The organism is Streptomyces sp. NPDC001156 (assembly GCF_053598275.1).
The window spans coordinates 1-16,743 of sequence record NZ_JBSFJX010000180.1; the positions used below are offsets into that span (position 1 = coordinate 1).

Sequence of the window (16,743 nt, forward strand, 5' to 3'; positions counted from 1 at the left end):
TCGAACAGCCCATCCCCACCACGCATACCGAAATCATCCCGCACGAATGATCACGAACCACAGGCGGGTTGCCCGTTACTGAGACACGCTCCTAGGTCAGGATTAGCCATCGGCGGCCGTCGATGAGCTCTCGTGCCGCATCGAGGTGGCCGGCGTGGCATGCAGTTTCGGTGATGACGTGCAGCAGGACGTCGCGCAGGGTGTGCAGATGCGGTTCGCCGAACAGGTCATGGGGCCACCAGGCCAGAACGGCGTCGGCAGGGGTGGTGGTGATGACGGCGTCGGCGAGTTCTGCCTCCTGCCGGTATCCGTCGAGCACGGCGGCGGCCGGCACCTGCGGTGCCACGTTCCAGGCTTCGTCGCCGCTTGTCAGGCCGTGGATGATCTTTTCGTCCCCGGCGACGACCGCGCGGAACCAGAAACGCTCGACGTCCATCGCGAGGTGCTGGACCAGTCCCAGGCAGTGCCATCCGGATGGCAGCACGGGCCGTCGCAGAGCCTCCGCGTCGAGCCCGTCGAGGATGCCGAGAACGTGGCGGCGCTGCGCGTCCAGGGCCCTCAGAAGCCCCCTGACTTCACTGTCCGGAGCCATTTCGCTCATATTTTCGGTCACGGCCGTCCAGGATTCCTCAATTCATGGGGCCGCGCAGGGAGTTCTCTGACACCCGGGACGCATAGAGGCCCGCGGAACGGGCGGATGCGAGCAGCCCGCAACCAAACACCCGCCGCTCCAGGGCACGTTGCCGCGCGCTCGAGCAAACACAGCCGCGGGTGCGCTGTGGCGGGAATCCGAGAAGTCGCCTTCCGGCGTTGGAAGGCTCCGGCCGCGTCATAGTCGGCTCCGTACAGCAGCTCGTCCACGTCCTTGCTGGCCCCAAGGCCGGACGCGAATCCCCCGCCTTCAGGCGGGGAGCCTTCAAAGCAGCGCATGCTGATCAGTGCCGAGGGGCACTGAAGCAGGATCATCTTGCGGAGTGGTTCGAACCCAGCACGTCCGTGGAGCCGCCTTTTGATCTTCTTGATGCGGTTCACGGACCCTTCGGTGCCGTCGGCACTCCAGTGCAGGGTGAGTCCGGCGGCTACGGCGTCGAGGTCCCGAAGCGGATGGAGGGCGAAACCTCGCTCACCGAACCGGTCGAGCGGAGCGACACGGGCTGACGACCGTCTGCTGTGAGGATCACCGCTCAGCGGGTCACACTCCGATGAAGCTCACTGTTTCTGTCATGTCCGCCCGCCCGGTACGCAGCCGTGGCACGCCTTCCTTCTCGAATCCCACCGCGACACCGCAGAACAGTGCGAGCCTGTCGTCGGCTCCGGCTATCTCGCTGACGGTCTTGCGATACATCGTCCACATCACCTGGGGGCAGCTGTGCAACCCTTCCGCCCTCAGCAACAACATGACCGTCTGCAAGTACATCCCCGCATCCCCCCACTGTCCGGGGCCCATCGTCCGGTCGAGGTAGCAGAACAGTACGACCGGCGCCCCGAACGCCTCCGAATTCAAAGCGGCGATCTTCGTGAGCCTGTCGGGGTCGTCGCGATTAATTCCCAGGGCTTTGTACCGTTGGGCGGCCGCAGCGGAAAAACGGTCCAGATACGGTGAGGCCATCTCGGCCGGGTACATCGGATACTCCCGCTCATCACCCGGGTCGCCCGCCAGTGCCTTGGCCGTGGCGCGTCTCTTGAGCTCGGCCAGGGGCTCGCCGGTCACGACATACACATGCCAGGGCTGGAGGTTCCCACTCGACGGAGCCCGCGTCGCTGCAGCCAGCACTCGTTCGAGTACCTCTTTGGGTACCGGCTCATCGCTGAACGCCCGCACGGCCCTGCGACTGTCCACGGCTTCGTACACATCCACGTCTTTTCGTCCTCTCACTCCATGGCGGGCAGCAAAGACACGAGGATGATCATCACACCAAGTGGCCGGAGTGGGCGGAGCTTCGGTGCTGCCAAAACCGACCGACACTCCATCGCCGACCGATCACGAAGTGCTGTCGAGACCCACCTGCACGCACTGTCGGCTTCAACGGCAAGCCAGGCTGCTGGGCCCCGACGACGGGCGCCCGGCGTGTGGACCTTCGGTGAGCTGTATGCCGTGGCCCGGACCCGTGGCGAACCAGTCGTTGCTCGCGGTGCCGAGTGTCAGGTCGACGTTGGTGGCTGGGGAGCACTCAGGACAGATCGTCGTTCGCACCAGTCCGTGTTGTGACAGCCCGCTCGATCAACAGCGAGTAACTCCTCCTCATCGGTGAGCTCATGACGACGCACCACCCACCGCGATCCACCACCCGATGAGCTTTGAAGACGGACCCCAGATGATCGATTCCACGGGTTCGAGTACGCCTTGGGCGGCACCGCGGGACATAGAGTCCGGCTCCCCGGCGTGATGCGCGCCACATCTGCAGGAATTGTCGGTTCGGGATGTAAGAAACGAGCCGCTACGCCCATTGCTTGGTGAGAGAGCCGAAACGAGGGGACGGCGCGTGACACAGGTTCAACGCTTCCGGGACGTCTACGCGGAGTGCTATCCGCGTGTCCTTGCCTACGCCACCAGCCTGGTCGGACGGCAGGCGGGGGAGGACATCACCAGCGAGACGTTCACCGTCGCCTGGCAGCGGGTGGGCAACATTCCTCAACCGGCGCTGCCGTGGCTCCTGGGCGTGGCCCGCAACCTGGTGCGCGAACTGCGTCGCCGGGACGCCCATCAGTATCTCCTCGCCGTCGAGGAGGCACAGCGCACCAGCAGCGACGCCCAGATGGACGTCGGTGATGTCGCGGCGGAGGTCACCGATCGGCACAACGCGCTGCAGGCCCTCGCGAGCCTGCCGGAAGCCGACCGGGAATTGCTGACGTTGATCGCTTGGCACGGCCTGAGCGCCAGGGAGGCCGCACAGGTCCTGGACTGCACCACCGCGACGCTGACCGTCCGGCTGTACCGGGCCCGCCGCCGACTGGAGAAGGCCCTGGAAACGGCACCCGCGTCAGAGACGGCGTCCGCATCTCCCGTAGAGGCCCCGCACCCCACTCATCACGAAGGAGCACCCGCGTGAAGAACACCCGCAAGTGGCCCGGGCGGCCCGACGCCATGAAGGTGCTCGCGGACGCACGGCCCGACGCACTGGATCCGTCCCGGCTGGTGGACCCCACGCGGCAGCGGGAGGACTTCGCACGCATCGTCGCCGAGGCGACGGACGGCCCCATCGCACGCATCCCGGCACCCCGCCGGCGAGGTGGGTTCCGGCCGCTGGGAGCGGCGGCCCTGGTAGCCGTGACGGCGTCCGCCGTAGCTGTGAGCACGCTCGACTGGCGGGAGCCTGCCGATCGGCCGGCCGCACAACCGCGGTCCTCCGCCGGAACGGAGCGGCCGGGCGCCACAGAGGACGTCAGCGTCGACGGCCACCTCGAACTGCTCAGCGCCGCCAAGAAGGCGGAGTCCTCGGTCGCCGAGGGCACTTACTGGCAGACCACCACGCGCTCGGAGAACGTGGACGTCGCCGGTGAGAAGGGGCAGCTCTTCGCCGTGCGCAGCACGTCCATCGACGAGTGGTCGGTGGGCGTGCGCCCCGGAACCAGGAGCCTCATGGTCTCCGGCCTGGATTCCGTGACCGAGCCCCGGACCGCAGCGGACCAGTCACGCTGGCGCGCGGTGGGTTCGCCCGGCACGGTGCAGGTCGAGGTCGCGGCAAAGACCGGGACCAACATGATCGGCTTCACGATGGGAACCGGGCGGCCGATGGTCATGAAGACGAACATCGACGACAAGATCTACGCCGTCGGCCCGCGCAACGTCTCTTACCAGGACCTGCGCGAACTGCCCTCGACCAGTGATGAGTTGCGCCGCTACCTGGAGCGACTGTACGCAGAGGACAACGGCGCCGAGACCGGCACCTCAGGCCGCAGCGCCTGGATGCTGCGCCAGGCAGCCAACCTCGTCACGATGCCCGTGAAGCCCGGCGTCCGGGCGGCCGCGTACCGGGTGATGGCACATCTGCCCGGAGTCCGGCTGATCGCACGTGCCACAGATCCCCTGGGGCGTGAGGGCGTTGGCGTTGAGTTCCCGAGCACGTACAGGACACCTCTGGGGACCACGCAACAGCGGCTAGTCGTTGACCCGTCCACCGGCGCGATGCTCAGCGAGCAGGTCATCCTGGTCAAGCCCTCGGCCAGGGCCAAGCAAGCGGGTCTCGACGCGGACACAACGGTCAACTACGCGGCGACCACCCGGATGAGCTGGGGCGAGCACCAGATCACCGTACCGAAGAACGCTCGTAGCTGAGCCGAGAGCCGACCTGCGCAACCCGCAGGGAGCACTCGCACAGACGACCGCCTCCTCGAACATCGACTGACGGACTCGGAGATCTGCCGCTGACGTGACGCGGCAGATCTCCGCGCAACGACCAGCATTCCCGGCAGTGGCCTCCCGCAGCGCCCTGGCCTCCCGGCCGAGTTCCCGACATCCAGGCGATCCGGCCTGGAGCCAGTCTGGTTGAAGATGTGCGCAACGGCCTGCGAGGTCAAGTACCGCGCCATGACGTGGGCAGCGCTGCCAGGCCTGCCGCACGCCCCCGAACACCGTCTAGTCTTCCGGATCCGTGAGCCCCGCCCACAGGGCTGCCCCTCGTTTTCCCGCCCCCTTAAGAAAGCCTGCACCAATGCGCCTCCACAGGCCCTACATATCCGCAACCGCGTCGGTCATCATCTCCTCGCTCGGGATCGCCGCATACCACCACATGCCCGAGGGAGATCCCACCCCTGCTCCTGGGACGGCCTCGATCGTCCTGGACTCTGCTGGACCCGCGGCCGGGCAGTCGGGTGCTGCCCCCGTCAAGCCATGGACGACGGTTTCGCCGCGGCCCCAGATCCTCTCCCGGCTGCCGGGGCTCGGCCCCAGGACGTTGTCGCACATCCCGGCCGACGCCGGCCAGGTCGTCCTGGTCACGGGAGCCGCCTGGAACTCGGCGTCGTCGAAGGTCGTACTCTACGAGCGCGTCGGCGGTGGTTGGCGTCCCGGGGCGGTTTGGGCCGGGCACAACGGCTACAAGGGCTGGACCGACGAGCACTACGAGGGCGACCTGCGCAGCCCCATAGGGGTGTTCGGTCTCACCGACGCCGGCGGACGGCTCGCCGACCCCGGCACCAAGCTGCCCTACCACCATTCCGGTTCCTTCTCCATCAGCGGGCCCGGTATCGAGGGCGAACCGCTCGCCGGTTCCTTCGATTATGTGATCGCAGTCAACTACAACCGGCAGCCCGGCACTTCACCGATGGACGGCACCAAGCCGATGGGCGACAACCGCGGCGGGGGGCATTTGGATCCACGTCGACCACGGCGGCCCCACGCACGCCTGCGTCAGCCTCTCCAAGACGCACATGAAGCAACTGATGCGAGCCCTCGACCCCGCTGACCACCCCGTGGTCGTGATGGGCGACGCGGCCTCTCTCGCCCGATGACAGTTCCGCGGTCCACAGGAATATGGAGTAAGCGTGTCGTCCCTTCCGTTGCCGAGACCGTATTCAGGTCTCAACATTCCGGGCATTGCGGCGCGGAAGGTCCGTCACATCACCAAAGTGTAAGCGCTTCGGCTTGAGTACGGCCTCTCGTTTCTGTCTGCCGCTGGTGCGGCAGGGTTGCGCCACCTGCCCGCCCCGTCCTCGCCGGGTGGCGGGGATGGGTGGTGCGGGTCTTCTGGTCGGCTCCATGAGGCTTCGGCGCTGACGCGCCCTGGTCTTCGGCCACTCCGGTGCCAGTAGCTGCCCTCGCCGCAGAGCGGCAAGGTTGCGTGCCGCGTTCTCGTCCCGGTCTCTGACGAGTGGGCATACGTCGCAGTCGAAAATGCGGACGTGTAAGGGCAGTTTGACTTCACCGCACCACACGCCGAGCAGGTCTTGGAGGAGGGGAAACCAGCGGTCCGCCACCACGATGCGGCAGGCGTCGCGCCCGCTCTTGCAGGTGAGTTGGCGTCGGATCTCCCCGAACCCGGCCTCAGCGATCTGTCGGGCCGGACGACGGTTGCGGAGCATCCCGACAACGTTCAGGTCCTCGACGACGACGATGCCGTACACGTCGGTGACCTTGGTGGTCAGTTTGTGCAGGGCATCGGCGCGCAGGTTTGCCACCCGGTAGTGCAGCCGATTGCGTTGCTCGTTCGCCTTCCGCCATCGTTTCGAGGGCTGCCGGCCGGTTGGCCCATCCGGTCCCCGGCGGCGACAGACACGGCGGGACAGGCGCCGCAGGATTGTTCCGAGCCGGGGCAGGGTGACGTGCCGGCCGTCGGGGAGCGCTGCCGCCTGGAGTTCACTACGGGATACGGTACTGGTGTTCGGGACGGCCGGTGGTGCCGTAGCGGAGTTCCAGGTGGACCGTGCCCTCCTTGACGAGGTAGGACAGGTATCGCTGGGCCGTGGCGCGGGAGACACCGGTCGCCTCGGCGGCCTCCGCGGCCGACAGGGCGGTGGGGGCCGTGCGCAGGGCCTGGTGGATCGCGCTGAGCGTGGGCGCCGAGTGGCCCTTGGCCGGGATCCGGGGCACGGCGGGCGGCCGGGCGGCGCTGAACAGGGCGTCCACATCCGCCTGGTCGGCCGTGGTCGTCCGGCTTAGCGCGTCCACGCGGTCACGGAGCTGGCGATAGGAGGTGAGCCGTTCGGCGAGGTCGGCCGAGCCGAACGGCTTCACCAGGTAGCCGATGGCGCCGAGTTTCATCGCGGCCCGCACCGAGGCGATGTCGTGGTCGGCGGTGATCATGAGGGCGTCGGGGCGGGCGTCGCCCTGGTCCTGGCTCAGCCGGCGCAGGACGTCGATCCCGCTGCCGTCGGGCAGGAAGACGTCGAGCAGCAGCAGGTCCGGCCGCAGGGTGCGTACCGCCGCCAGAGCCTCGGCCACCGACGCGGCCTCGCCGGCCACCTCGAAGCCCGGCACCCGGTGCACGTAGTCGCTGTGGATCTGGCTGACCCGGAAGTCGTCGTCCACCACCAGGGTTCTTATCATCAGCCCTCACCTCCCATGGTCGACGCCGTCGTGAACAGGGCACCCCGCGGTGCCGGTGCCGTGTCCGGCAGCGGCAGTACGACCGTGAAGACCGCGCCCGTGCCCTCGCCGACCGTGATGGTGCCGCCGTGCCGCTGCACCAGCCGGTGCACCAGGGCCAGCCCCAGTCCACGGCGCGCGGTGCCCCGCTCCGGGCGGGTTGACCAGCCGTCCTCGAAGATCGACTGGGAGGCGCCCGGGGCGACGCCCGGACCATTGTCCGCCACCCGTACGACGATCGACGCGTCGCCCTCCGTCAGCGTCAGCCGGACCCGGCGTCCGCCCTCCGCGGGCGGCGCCTCGGCCGTCGCGTCGATGGCGTTGTCGAGCAGGTTGCCGACGATGGTCAGCAGCCGCCGCAGGTGCGGTGGTTCCGCGCCGAGCGCGGAGTCGTCGGTGAGGAGAATCCGCACTCCCCGTTCGGCGGCGACCGTGGTCTTCGCCACGATGAGCCCGACCATCAGCTGGTTCCCGATGTGCCGGCGCACGGCCTCGGTCAGCGCCTGCCCGGAGCGGGCCGTGTCGATGGCGTACTCGTACGCGGACCGGTGCTCGCCGATGTCCAGCAGCCCGGCCAGGGTGTGCATCCGGTTGGTGAACTCGTGCTGCTGGGCCCGCAGGGCGTCGGTCAGCCCGCGCACGGAGTCCAGCTCGCGCAGCAGGCCGACCAGCTCCGTGCGGTCGCGCACGGTGACGACGGCGCCCAGTTCATGGCCGTGCAGGGTGACCGGCATGCGGTTGACGGCGAGACAGTGGTCGTCAGTCAGGACGCTGACGTCGGTGCCCGTCAGGGTGCCGTCCAGCGCCCGGCGCAGCCGTCCGTCGGGCAGCACCTCCTCCAGCCGGCTGCCGAGCGCGGTCCCGAGGCCGAGCAGCCGCCTGGCCTCGTCGTTCACGACCGTGATCCTTCCGTCGGGGGCGAACGCGACCACACCCTCCCGGATGCCGTGCAGCATCGCCTCACGGTCCTGCAGCAGGCCGGCGATCTCCTCCAGCTCCAGCCCGAACGTGGTCCGCTTCAGGCGCCGGGCCAGCAGATAGGCGGCCGCCGCGCCGATCGCGGTGGCGATCGCGGCGTACAGCCCGAAGGTGGGCAGCTCGCGCCACAACTCCCCGAGCACGTCGTGTTCCGGGATGCCCACGGACACCTCCCCGACCAGCGCGCCGGAGGGCCCGTAGAGAGGCGCTTTGCCGTTGGCGGACCGCCCGGTCGCGCCGTGGTCGGTGCCGACGTGCGGCCGGCCGTCCCGCACCACGATCGGCTCGTCCACCGGCTCGCCGATCAGCTCGGGAATGGGGTGCGAGCGCCGCACGCCGCTCAGGTCGATCACGACCACGTACGACGCCCCGGACGACCGCCGCATCCGTTCGGCGACCGTCTGCACCACGCCACCGCCGCCCCCGCGCGCCATGGCCTGCTGGATCTGCGGATCCGCGGCCGTGGTCTGCGCGATCGCCAGGGCCCGCTGCTCGTAGGAGCGGTCGAGTTCGGCCCGCTGCGCGAAGGCGAACAGGACGAAACCGATCAGACCGGTGAGCGCGAGGATGGCCAGCTGGTTCGCGAGGATCCGCGTGGACAGCCTCCGATTGCCGCCGCCGGTCCGGAAACGGATGCGTATCACGAGTGCCTCTTGGTGCCAGTGTGTGTCGTGCCGGGCCGGCTCGTGCACGTGCCCGGGTGGCGCGATTGTGCCGGACGGACCGGACGCTGCCCACCCCCGCCCCCATGAGCAGAACGAGCAGAAGTGCGCTTTACGCAACTATCGCGAGATAGCTCGGAAACAGCGACGTCATACGCGGCGGCCTCTAGCGTCTGCCTTCCTCGGCCTGCGAGGCACTCCCCGAGGAATTCCCGAGGAACTCCGTAAGAAGGAAGGAAACGGCCCCACATGGCTTCGCGAAACGATGTCGCGACGAGCCCGGGCGCCGGTGCGGCGGACATTGCGGACGCGCGCATCGAGATCTCCGGGCTCACCAAGCGATTCCTGACCCCTGCCGGTGAGGTGTTCACGGCGCTGCAAGGCGTTTCGTTCACCGTGGAGCCGGGCCAGTTCTGCGCCGTGGTGGGTCCCACCGGCTGCGGCAAGTCGACGACCCTGAGCATGGTCTCCGGGCTCGACCGGCCCAGCGAGGGCTCGGTCAAGGTCGGCGGCCGCGAGGTGGACGGCATCACCGACGGCGTCAGCTTCATGTTCCAGGCCGACGCCCTGCTGCCCTGGAAGACCGTCCTCGGCAACGTCCTCATGGGTCCCGTCTTCCGCGGGGTGCCCAAGCAGCGGGCGCAGGCGTCGGCGCGGGACTGGCTGCGCCGGGTCGGCCTCGCCGGCTTCGAGGACCGCTACCCCCACCAGCTCTCCGGCGGTATGCGCAAGCGCGTGGCGATGGCCGCGGCCCTCATCAACGAACCCAAGATCCTGATCATGGACGAGCCGTTCGGCGCCCTGGACGTGCAGACCAAGGCGATCATGTCGACCGAGCTGCTGACCCTGTGGGAGCAGATCCGCCCGTCCGTCATCTTCATCACCCACGACCTGGACGAGGCGGTGGCGCTCGCCGACCGGGTGGTCGTGATGACGTCCGGCCCCGGCTCGGTCAAGGCGGTCTTCGACATCGACCTGCCCCGCCCGCGCGGCTCGGTCCAGGAGATCCGCTTCCAGCCCCGATTCATCGAACTCCAGCACCAGATCTGGGACACGCTGCGCGAAGAGGTGGAGCGTGCCTACGCACGCACCGCGGGAGGCACGGAATGAGCACATCGACCGTTTCCACCACCTCCGCCACCGACGGCGGCAAGAGCCCGGCCGCGACCGCGGCCCAGCGCGCCGCCCGGCGGCGCGTCGCCCGGGTGTGGGCCGGCCGTATCGGCCTCGCGGTCTTCGTGATCGGCGGCTGGCAGGCCTTCACCGCCTGGGGCATCGTCGACCCGTTCTTCTTCGGCCAGCCGTCCGGCATCTGGACGCGGCTCGTCGACCTCTTCCAGCACGGCACCCAGTTCGGCTCCTTCTACGAGAACATCTGGACCACCATCCAGGAAGCGCTCATCGGCTTCGTCGTGGGCTCCCTCACCGGGGTCGTCTTCGGCGTCGCGCTCGGGCAGAGCCGCTACCTCTCCGACGTGCTCGGTCCCTACATCAAGATGGTCAACGCGATCCCGCGCATCGTCCTCGGCTCGATCTTCATCGTGGCCTTCGGCATCGGCGTGACCCCGAAGATCCTGCTCGCCGCGGTGCTGGTGTTCTTCATCGTCTTCTTCAACGCCTTCCAGGGCGTCCGCGAGGTCGACCGCAACGTCCTGGCCAACGTCAGGGTGCTCGGCGCCTCCCAGACGCAGATCATCCGGCACGTCGTGGTGCCCTCCGCGCTGACCTGGATCATCGCCAGCCTGCACAGCGCCTTCGGCTTCGCCATCGTCGGCGCGCTCGTCGGCGAGGTCCTCGGCGCGCAGAGCGGACTCGGCCTGGTCATCAAGACCGCGCAGAACAACTTCGACCCCAACGGCGTGTTCGCCACGATGCTCGTCATCGCGGTGATCGTGCTCGGCGCGGAGTGGCTGATCGGCAAGCTCGAACACCGGCTGCTCGCCTGGCGTCCGCCGGCCCCCACCGAGACGAACGTCCTCTGAGTCCCGTGCCCTCGTGACCGGGCACCTTCCTCTCCCATCCCCCGCGTCCCCGCAATCCCGAAAGGTGTATGCCTCGCCATGCTCAAGAGAACCCTCACCGCGTCGATCGTCACCGTCCTCGCCCTCGGCGCCGCGAGCGCGTGTTCCAGCAACTCCGGCAGCTCCGGGTCGTCCGGCTCCGGCGGCACCCCGACCGTCAGGCTCATGGTGGGCGGCATCGACAAGCAGATCTACCTGCCCTACGAGCTCGCCCAGAACCTCGGCTTCTACCAGAAGTACGGCGTCAAGGTGGAGCTGAGCACCGAGCAGAACGGCGGTATCGGCGCCGAGGAGGCCATGGCCTCGGGGCAGGTGGACATGGCCGGCGCCTGGTACAACCACACGATCGAGTTCCAGTCGAAGGGCAAGGCGGTCGAGGACGTCGTCCAGCTGTCCGGCGCGCCGGGCGAGCGGGAGATGTGCACCAAGAAGAGCGGCGTGACGTCGGCCGCCGACTTCAAGGGCAAGACGCTCGGCGTCACCGACCTGGGCTCGGGCACCGACACCCTGACCCAGTTCATGGCGGCGAAGAAGGGCGTCAAGACCAACCAGTTCCACCGGCTCGCGGTCGGCGCCGGTTCCACCGCCGTGGCCGCGCTGCAGAACGGCAAGGCCGATTGCGTCATGACGACGCAGCCGACGGTCGCCGCCATCGAGAAGAGGGGCGTCGGCGCCTCCGCGATCGACCTGGCCACCACCGACGGCGCCAAGACGGCGCTGGGCGGCGCGTTCCCGGCCGCCAGCGTCCTCGCCCGCACCGACTGGGTGAACTCGCACAAGGACGCGGTCCAGAAGGTCGTCGACGCGCTCGTGGCCACCATGCACTGGATCCACGACCACAGCGCGGCGGACATCGCGAACAAGCTGCCGGCGTCGTACGTCCAGAACGAACTGGTCACCAAGGCCGACTACATCACTGCCCTGAACGAGGACAAGGGCCAGTTCCTGCCGGACGGCATCATGCCGGCCGGCGGCCCGAAGACCTCGCTCGCCACCGAGCAGCTGGTCGGGACCGTGAGCTCGTCGGTGGACCTCAGCAAGACGTTCACCAACGACTTCGCCATCGCGGCCAACAAGAAGGAGGGCTTCACCACCACCACGACCCCGGCGGGGTCCAACGGCTGAGTCCCGGTGCTCCCGAGGCCGCCCAGGCGACGACAGGCCGGGCGGCCTTGGTTCGTGGGCACCACGGATCACAAATCCTCACCGGCCGCCTCGCGATGGAGACCAAGGATGAGGCTGGTCTACCGGTACTTCGTCGTCAGGGCAGCCAGGACCGGTTCCGCTACTTCGCGGTACAGGGGGCTCACCGTTCGCCGACGAACCGGCTGGCCCCGAGGCTTAGACCAGTTGAGTCGAAACAACAGGTAAGGTACGCCTCCATCGGCGGCCGGGCCCTCTGGGTACGCAGGCGTTCGACCTCTGAGCGGCCGTTGGACTTCTGCCGCTACGCACCATGCTCTTCTCGACTCACTCGGGATGGGGTTGTCCAAGCCGTGGTTCGTCCACTTCTGGATCGTCAAGGTGCTCACCACCGGAATGGGCGAGACCGCGTCGGACCTCGTGGCCCGTGTGCTCGGCCCCGTGCCAGTGGTCGCCTCCTTCCGCTCGACCGGGCTACCGCCTCCGCGCCGGCTGCGCTATATGCCGGGCCATGTGTCAGGACCGCTCGAGGTCCGCGCTCATCCGCAGGGAGAGCTGGCAGGACAGCGTCGAGCAGTGCCTGGTGGCGTCCGATCACAGAAACCACAGCCGCAAGAGCGCCGGTAGAGGCCTCGGCGTGGTGCCTGATGGGGCTGTAAGTACCACTGCGAACTGCCGGTGCCGTAGTACCCCGGTACTACCGGCCCGCCACTGTTCAGCCCCCGGTACCACCGGATCCGGCAGATCGCGGACTTAGCGTGGCGGAGGAGGCGTCAGGCGTTTCGGGCGCCGGAGTCCGAGAGAGAGAACGCGAATGATCGAGGCACAGCAGCTCACCAAGAGGTACGGGGAGAAGGTCGCGGTCGACGGTCTGGACTTCACCGTGAAGCCGGGCACGGTGACCGGCTTCCTGGGGCCCAACGGTGCGGGCAAGTCCACGACGATGCGCATGATCGTCGGCCTGGACGCGCCGACGAGCGGCTCCGTCACGGTGAACGGTCACCGCTATGCCCGCCACCAGGCACCGCTGCAGGAGGTGGGGGCGCTGCTGGAGGCGAAGTCGATCCACCCGGGCCGCTCGGCCTACAACCACCTCCGGGCCCTCGCGCTGACTCATGGCATTCCGCGCCGTCGGGTCGAGGAGGTCGTCGAACTCGCCGGTCTCGGCAGCGTCGCGAAGAAGCGTGCCGGTGCCTTCTCCCTCGGCATGGGCCAGCGGCTCGGCATCGCCGCGGCCCTGCTCGGCGATCCGCAGACCGTGATGCTGGACGAGCCGGTCAACGGACTCGACCCCGAGGGCGTCCTGTGGATCCGGAACCTGCTCACCACCCTCGCGGCCGAGGGGCGCACAGTTTTCGTCTCCTCGCATCTCATGAGCGAGGTGTCACTCGTCGCGGATCACCTGATCATCGTCGGGCGTGGCCGGCTGCTGGCCGACACGACCGTGCAGGACCTGGTCCGCGAGGCGGGCGGCGACACCGTGAAGGTCGCAACGGACGACCCGGCGCGGCTGCGGGACGTGCTGGCCGGGCCGGGTGTGGAGATCACCGGCCGCATCGGCTCGGAGGAACTCCAGGTCACCGGGATGTCCGCCCGTGCGATCGGACTGAAGGCGGCCGATCATGGGATCCCCTTGTTCGAGCTGACCACGAAGGCGGTGTCGCTGGAGGAGGCATTCATGGAACTGACCAGGGACGCCGTGGAGTACCACGGCTCCACGACCGGCATCGAGACCTCCGGGAGCGCGGCATGAGCACCCTCACGGCAACGCCCGAGACTCCCGAGACCGCCCCGGCCGCTCAGGCCCGGCCCGCCTACCGGGTGACCGGACGGCGCGTGCTGGCCTCTGAGTGGGCCAAGCTCTGGTCTCTGCGTTCCACCTGGATCACCCTCGGCCTGGGTCTGCTGTTCCTGGTCGCCTTCGGCGTCATCGCCGCGAGCCACTACAAGTCCAATCTCGACTCCGGCCGGCACATGGACCGCGACTTCGCCACCGCGACGGCCGTGAGCCTGTCCCTCTTCGGCACGAACTTCGCCCAGCTCGCCCTCGGTGTGCTCGGCGTGCTGGTCACGGCGGGCGAGTACTCCACCGGCATGATCCGCTCGACCCTCGCGGCCGTACCGCGCCGGCTCCCCGTGCTGTGGTCCAAGGCGGCGGTGTACGGAGTGGTCGCCCTGGTGGTCGCGACCGCCGGCACGTTCGTCGCCTTCCTCGTGGGCAGCCAGATCGTCTCCGGCACGCCCGCCGCCATGGGCCTTGGCCACGCCGGCGTCGTCCGCAGCCTCCTGGGCGCCGGACTCTACCTGGGCCTGGTCGGAGTCATCGGCGCCGCCCTGGGCGCGCTGCTGCGGTCCGTGGCCGGCGGTATCTCGGTCCTGGTCGCCGCCCTGATGCTCGTACCCGGGCTGATCTCCCTGCTGCCCAGCTCGTGGCAGGGCGACATCGACCCCTACCTCCCCAGCCACGCGGGAGAGTCGATCTTCGCTCTGACCCACGACTCCACCACCCTGTCGCCAGGCGCCGGACTCCTGGTCTTCCTCGGCTGGACAGCCCTCGCGCTGGCCGGAGCGGCGTACCGGCTGCTGCGCAGCGACGTCTGAGCAGCAGCCACCCGCATCATGGGTTGGTGACATCCGTGACCGCCGATGACCTCAACGGGATGGGGCCGCTGGTCGCCCGGCTCGGCCGGGCCGGCCAGCGGCTCCGGCATGCCGACCGGGCCCGTCCGTGGGTGCTGGACACCGCGGTGGTGGTCCTGGTCTTCCTGCTGTTCTGCTTGCCGGACCTGCTGCATGCAGTCGGCGTGATCGGCGGGGACGGCGACGGCCCGCGCCGCTTCCGCGTGGCATTCACCCGGTTGCCCGTGGCGGGCATCATGGCCCTGCAGGCCGGGCTGGTGCTGCCGCTGTTGTGGCGGCGACGAGCGCCCGCCGCCGCCTTCGGCGCCGTCACGGCCGTGTTCGTCCTCCAGTGGTCACTCGGTGCCGCGCTCCGTGCGGATGTCGCCCTCTTCGTCGCCCTGTACAGCCTGGCCCTGCACGGGCGGCTGCGGCAGCTGGCTTGGGCCTGCGCGGTCGCAGCGGGTGCACTGAGCCTGGTCGCGGTGCGGGTCTCGGCGGCGGTGTCGGTCTGGGACGCACTGTTCTTCCTGCTCAGCACGGCGACCGCAGCACTCGCGCTCGGCCTGATGATCCGCATCCGGCGGGCCCAACTGGTCGGGCTGCGCGAGCGTGCGGCACGGCTGGAGATCGAACGCGACCAGCGCGGCAGACTCGCTGTCGCCGCCGAACGGGCACGGGTGGCCCGCGAGATGCACGACATCGTGGGCCACAACCTGTCCGTCATCATCACCCTCGCCGATGCAGGAGCCTACACAGCAGGCGCCGCTCCGGAACGGGGCAAGGAGGCCCTGCACCTCATCGGCGACACCGGCCGCCAGGCGCTGAGTGAACTGCGGCGGGTGCTCGGCGTACTGCGCGAGGCGGACGGGGCGCCGGCCGAGCCCGAGCTGAGCCCGCAGCCCGGTCTCACCGACCTCGACGCGCTGTGCGAGGGGGTGCGCGCAGCCGGCCTGGAGGTCGTCTACCGTACGGTCGGAGACATCGACGCCCTCGACAGCGGGGTGCAGCTCACGGTCTACCGCATCGTGCAGGAGGCCCTGACCAACACCCTGAAACACGCCGGCGCCGGCGCGCGTGTGAACCTGGCGATCGTCGTGGAGGACACGCGGCTGACCATCACGGTCCAGGACTCCGGCCCCTCCACCCCGGTCGGCCGTCCCCGCCCGGCGAACGAGGAAGGACACGGCCTGGTGGGCATGCGAGAACGAGCGGCACTCTACGGAGGGCACGTCAGCGCGAGCCCCGCAGGCGCCGGCTGGACGGTACGGGCCGACCTCGACCTCACCCCCCAGGACGGTGCCCGGTGACCACCGTGCTCGTTGTGGACGACCAGTCGCTCCAGCGGTACGGCTTCCGCATGCTCCTGGACTCCGTGCCCGAAACGGAGGTGGTCGGCGAGGCCGCCCACGGAGCCGAGGCCGTGCGCAAGGCCGCCGAACTCCGCCCCGACGTCGTCCTCATGGACGTCCGCATGCCGGGCATGGACGGCATCGAGGCCACCCGCCGGATCGTCGCCGCCGGCGACCGCTCCCGTGTCCTCGTCCTGACCACCTTCGACCTCGACGAGTACGTATACGCGGCGCTGCGCGCCGGAGCCAGCGGGTTCCTCCTCAAGGACGCCCGCCCCGAGGAACTCCTGGCGGGCATCCGCGCGGTGGCCGTCGGAGATGCCGTTATCGCCCCCGCGCTCACCCGCCGCCTCCTCCACGAGTTCGCCCGTCTCGTGCCGCCCGGCGGTGCCGGCTCCACCGAGGACCCGAGACTGAGCTCCCTGACCGACCGCGAACGCGAGATCCTCGTCGCCATCGGCAAGGGCTGGAGCAACGGCGAGATCGCCGGCCGTTTCGTCCTGTCGGAGTCCACAGTGAAGACCCATGTCGGCCGGGTCCTGGCCAAGATCGGCGCCCGCGACCGCATCCAGGCAGTGATCTTCGCCTACGACCACGGTCTGGCCCGGCCCCAGGCGAGCTGAGCAAGCAGGTGCAGCCCTCGACGGACAGCCGGCGCAGCGATCCACCCCACGGGATGAGATCTGATCCACGGGCGGTGGTCGGCGCCCTCTGGGCAGTGCACGCTGCGGGCGGTGGACGAGGACCTGTGCGTGCCAGGGCCCGACTCTCCGACAGGGTCCGCCGGGCAGGTCCGAGGACGCCCTCGACAGCGGCCGGCACCTCACCGACACTGATCGGCGTGGGCGGCAGCGGGATGTGGGTCGCAGCTTTCACCGGCGGCACGGCCGTCTTCGCGAGCTGGGTGACCAACCTGGGGAACGTGCGAGCCGCCCGGGTCCAGG

Annotated in this window: 15 protein-coding genes and 1 pseudogene; 11 read left to right on the plus strand and 5 right to left on the minus strand. The window is 69.2% G+C overall.

All coding sequences use genetic code 11. From position 1 onward, the window contains the following. Nucleotides 1–91: 91 nt before the first annotated feature. Nucleotides 92–592, minus strand: a complete 501-nt coding sequence (locus ACWDA7_RS41100; protein ID WP_450611712.1) for a DinB family protein — start codon at nucleotides 590–592, stop codon at nucleotides 92–94. A gap of 600 nt (nucleotides 593–1,192) precedes the next feature. Continuing rightward, the gene (locus ACWDA7_RS41105; RefSeq protein WP_450611714.1) at nucleotides 1,193–1,858 is read right to left on the minus strand and encodes a nitroreductase; all 666 of its coding nucleotides are present in this window, start codon (nucleotides 1,856–1,858) and stop codon (nucleotides 1,193–1,195) included. 625 nt (nucleotides 1,859–2,483) lie between these two features. Here ACWDA7_RS41105 and ACWDA7_RS41110 point away from each other — a divergent pair. The 3 genes and pseudogenes from ACWDA7_RS41110 to ACWDA7_RS41120 all read left to right on the plus strand — a co-directional run bounded on the left by ACWDA7_RS41110 (nucleotide 2,484) and on the right by ACWDA7_RS41120 (nucleotide 5,451). Next, a complete protein-coding gene (locus tag ACWDA7_RS41110) occupies nucleotides 2,484–3,050 on the plus strand; it encodes an RNA polymerase sigma factor (protein ID WP_450611716.1) in 567 nt (188 codons plus the stop codon). Further along, a complete protein-coding gene (locus ACWDA7_RS41115) occupies nucleotides 3,047–4,276 on the plus strand; it encodes a CU044_5270 family protein (RefSeq protein WP_450611718.1) in 1,230 nt (409 codons plus the stop codon). Before ACWDA7_RS41110 ends, ACWDA7_RS41115 begins: the two co-directional genes overlap by 4 nt. A 376-nt stretch (nucleotides 4,277–4,652) precedes the next feature. Continuing rightward, nucleotides 4,653–5,451, plus strand: a pseudogene (locus ACWDA7_RS41120) (L,D-transpeptidase family protein). A gap of 63 nt (nucleotides 5,452–5,514) precedes the next feature. On the opposite strand, the gene ACWDA7_RS41125 reads toward ACWDA7_RS41120, so the two are convergent. The 3 genes from ACWDA7_RS41125 to ACWDA7_RS41135 form a co-directional block, all read right to left on the minus strand. Continuing rightward, nucleotides 5,515–6,117 carry a zinc ribbon domain-containing protein gene (locus ACWDA7_RS41125; protein WP_450611720.1) on the minus strand — a complete coding sequence of 201 codons (603 nt, stop codon included), beginning with the start codon at nucleotides 6,115–6,117 and terminating at the stop codon, nucleotides 5,515–5,517. Nucleotides 6,118–6,298: 181 nt separating this feature from the next. Then, nucleotides 6,299–6,985, minus strand: a complete 687-nt coding sequence (locus ACWDA7_RS41130; RefSeq protein ID WP_450611722.1) for a response regulator — start codon at nucleotides 6,983–6,985, stop codon at nucleotides 6,299–6,301. Beyond that, entirely contained in the window at nucleotides 6,985–8,646 is a 1,662-nt protein-coding gene (locus tag ACWDA7_RS41135; RefSeq protein WP_450611724.1) for an ATP-binding protein, read from the minus strand. The genes ACWDA7_RS41130 and ACWDA7_RS41135 overlap by 1 nt, the downstream gene beginning before the upstream one ends. A 267-nt stretch (nucleotides 8,647–8,913) precedes the next feature. On the opposite strand from ACWDA7_RS41135, the gene ACWDA7_RS41140 reads away from it, so the two are divergent. From ACWDA7_RS41140 to ACWDA7_RS41175, 8 genes are all read left to right on the plus strand, one after another. Beyond that, complete coding sequence (locus tag ACWDA7_RS41140) at nucleotides 8,914–9,774, plus strand: ABC transporter ATP-binding protein (RefSeq protein ID WP_450611726.1); 861 nt, start codon at nucleotides 8,914–8,916, stop codon at nucleotides 9,772–9,774. Further along, complete coding sequence (locus tag ACWDA7_RS41145) at nucleotides 9,771–10,646, plus strand: ABC transporter permease (protein ID WP_450611728.1); 876 nt, start codon at nucleotides 9,771–9,773, stop codon at nucleotides 10,644–10,646. Before ACWDA7_RS41140 ends, ACWDA7_RS41145 begins: the two co-directional genes overlap by 4 nt. A gap of 78 nt (nucleotides 10,647–10,724) precedes the next feature. Then, nucleotides 10,725–11,810 (plus strand): ABC transporter substrate-binding protein, encoded by a 1,086-nt coding sequence (locus tag ACWDA7_RS41150; protein WP_450611730.1) that lies wholly within the window; start codon nucleotides 10,725–10,727, stop codon nucleotides 11,808–11,810. Between the two features lie 354 nt (nucleotides 11,811–12,164). Next, entirely contained in the window at nucleotides 12,165–12,455 is a 291-nt protein-coding gene (locus ACWDA7_RS41155; protein WP_450611738.1) for a hypothetical protein, read from the plus strand. Between the two features lie 187 nt (nucleotides 12,456–12,642). After that, nucleotides 12,643–13,581: an ATP-binding cassette domain-containing protein gene (locus ACWDA7_RS41160; RefSeq protein WP_432937660.1), complete on the plus strand. Its 939-nt coding sequence runs from the start codon at nucleotides 12,643–12,645 to the stop codon at nucleotides 13,579–13,581. Continuing rightward, entirely contained in the window at nucleotides 13,578–14,429 is an 852-nt protein-coding gene (locus ACWDA7_RS41165; protein ID WP_450611732.1) for an ABC transporter permease, read from the plus strand. The genes ACWDA7_RS41160 and ACWDA7_RS41165 overlap by 4 nt, the downstream gene beginning before the upstream one ends. Nucleotides 14,430–14,464: 35 nt before the next feature. Beyond that, nucleotides 14,465–15,757, plus strand: a complete 1,293-nt coding sequence (locus ACWDA7_RS41170) for a sensor histidine kinase (protein WP_450611736.1) — start codon at nucleotides 14,465–14,467, stop codon at nucleotides 15,755–15,757. Continuing rightward, nucleotides 15,754–16,422, plus strand: coding sequence for a response regulator (locus ACWDA7_RS41175; RefSeq protein WP_450611734.1), 669 nt, complete (start codon nucleotides 15,754–15,756; stop codon nucleotides 16,420–16,422). Before ACWDA7_RS41170 ends, ACWDA7_RS41175 begins: the two co-directional genes overlap by 4 nt. Nucleotides 16,423–16,743 lie beyond the last annotated feature (321 nt).

What these genes read in the sequence shown, in the direction of transcription:
- ACWDA7_RS41100 (WP_450611712.1), bottom strand. Translation starts at nt 592, where the DNA reads ATGGCTCCGGACAGTGAAGTCAGGGGGCTTCTGAGGGCCCTGGACGCG.
- ACWDA7_RS41130 (WP_450611722.1), bottom strand. Translation starts at nt 6,985, where the DNA reads ATGATAAGAACCCTGGTGGTGGACGACGACTTCCGGGTCAGCCAGATC.
- ACWDA7_RS41140 (WP_450611726.1), top strand. Translation starts at nt 8,914, where the DNA reads ATGGCTTCGCGAAACGATGTCGCGACGAGCCCGGGCGCCGGTGCGGCG.
- ACWDA7_RS41145 (WP_450611728.1), top strand. Translation starts at nt 9,771, where the DNA reads ATGAGCACATCGACCGTTTCCACCACCTCCGCCACCGACGGCGGCAAG.
- ACWDA7_RS41150 (WP_450611730.1), top strand. Translation starts at nt 10,725, where the DNA reads ATGCTCAAGAGAACCCTCACCGCGTCGATCGTCACCGTCCTCGCCCTC.
- ACWDA7_RS41155 (WP_450611738.1), top strand. Translation starts at nt 12,165, where the DNA reads ATGGGGTTGTCCAAGCCGTGGTTCGTCCACTTCTGGATCGTCAAGGTG.
- ACWDA7_RS41160 (WP_432937660.1), top strand. Translation starts at nt 12,643, where the DNA reads ATGATCGAGGCACAGCAGCTCACCAAGAGGTACGGGGAGAAGGTCGCG.
- ACWDA7_RS41165 (WP_450611732.1), top strand. Translation starts at nt 13,578, where the DNA reads ATGAGCACCCTCACGGCAACGCCCGAGACTCCCGAGACCGCCCCGGCC.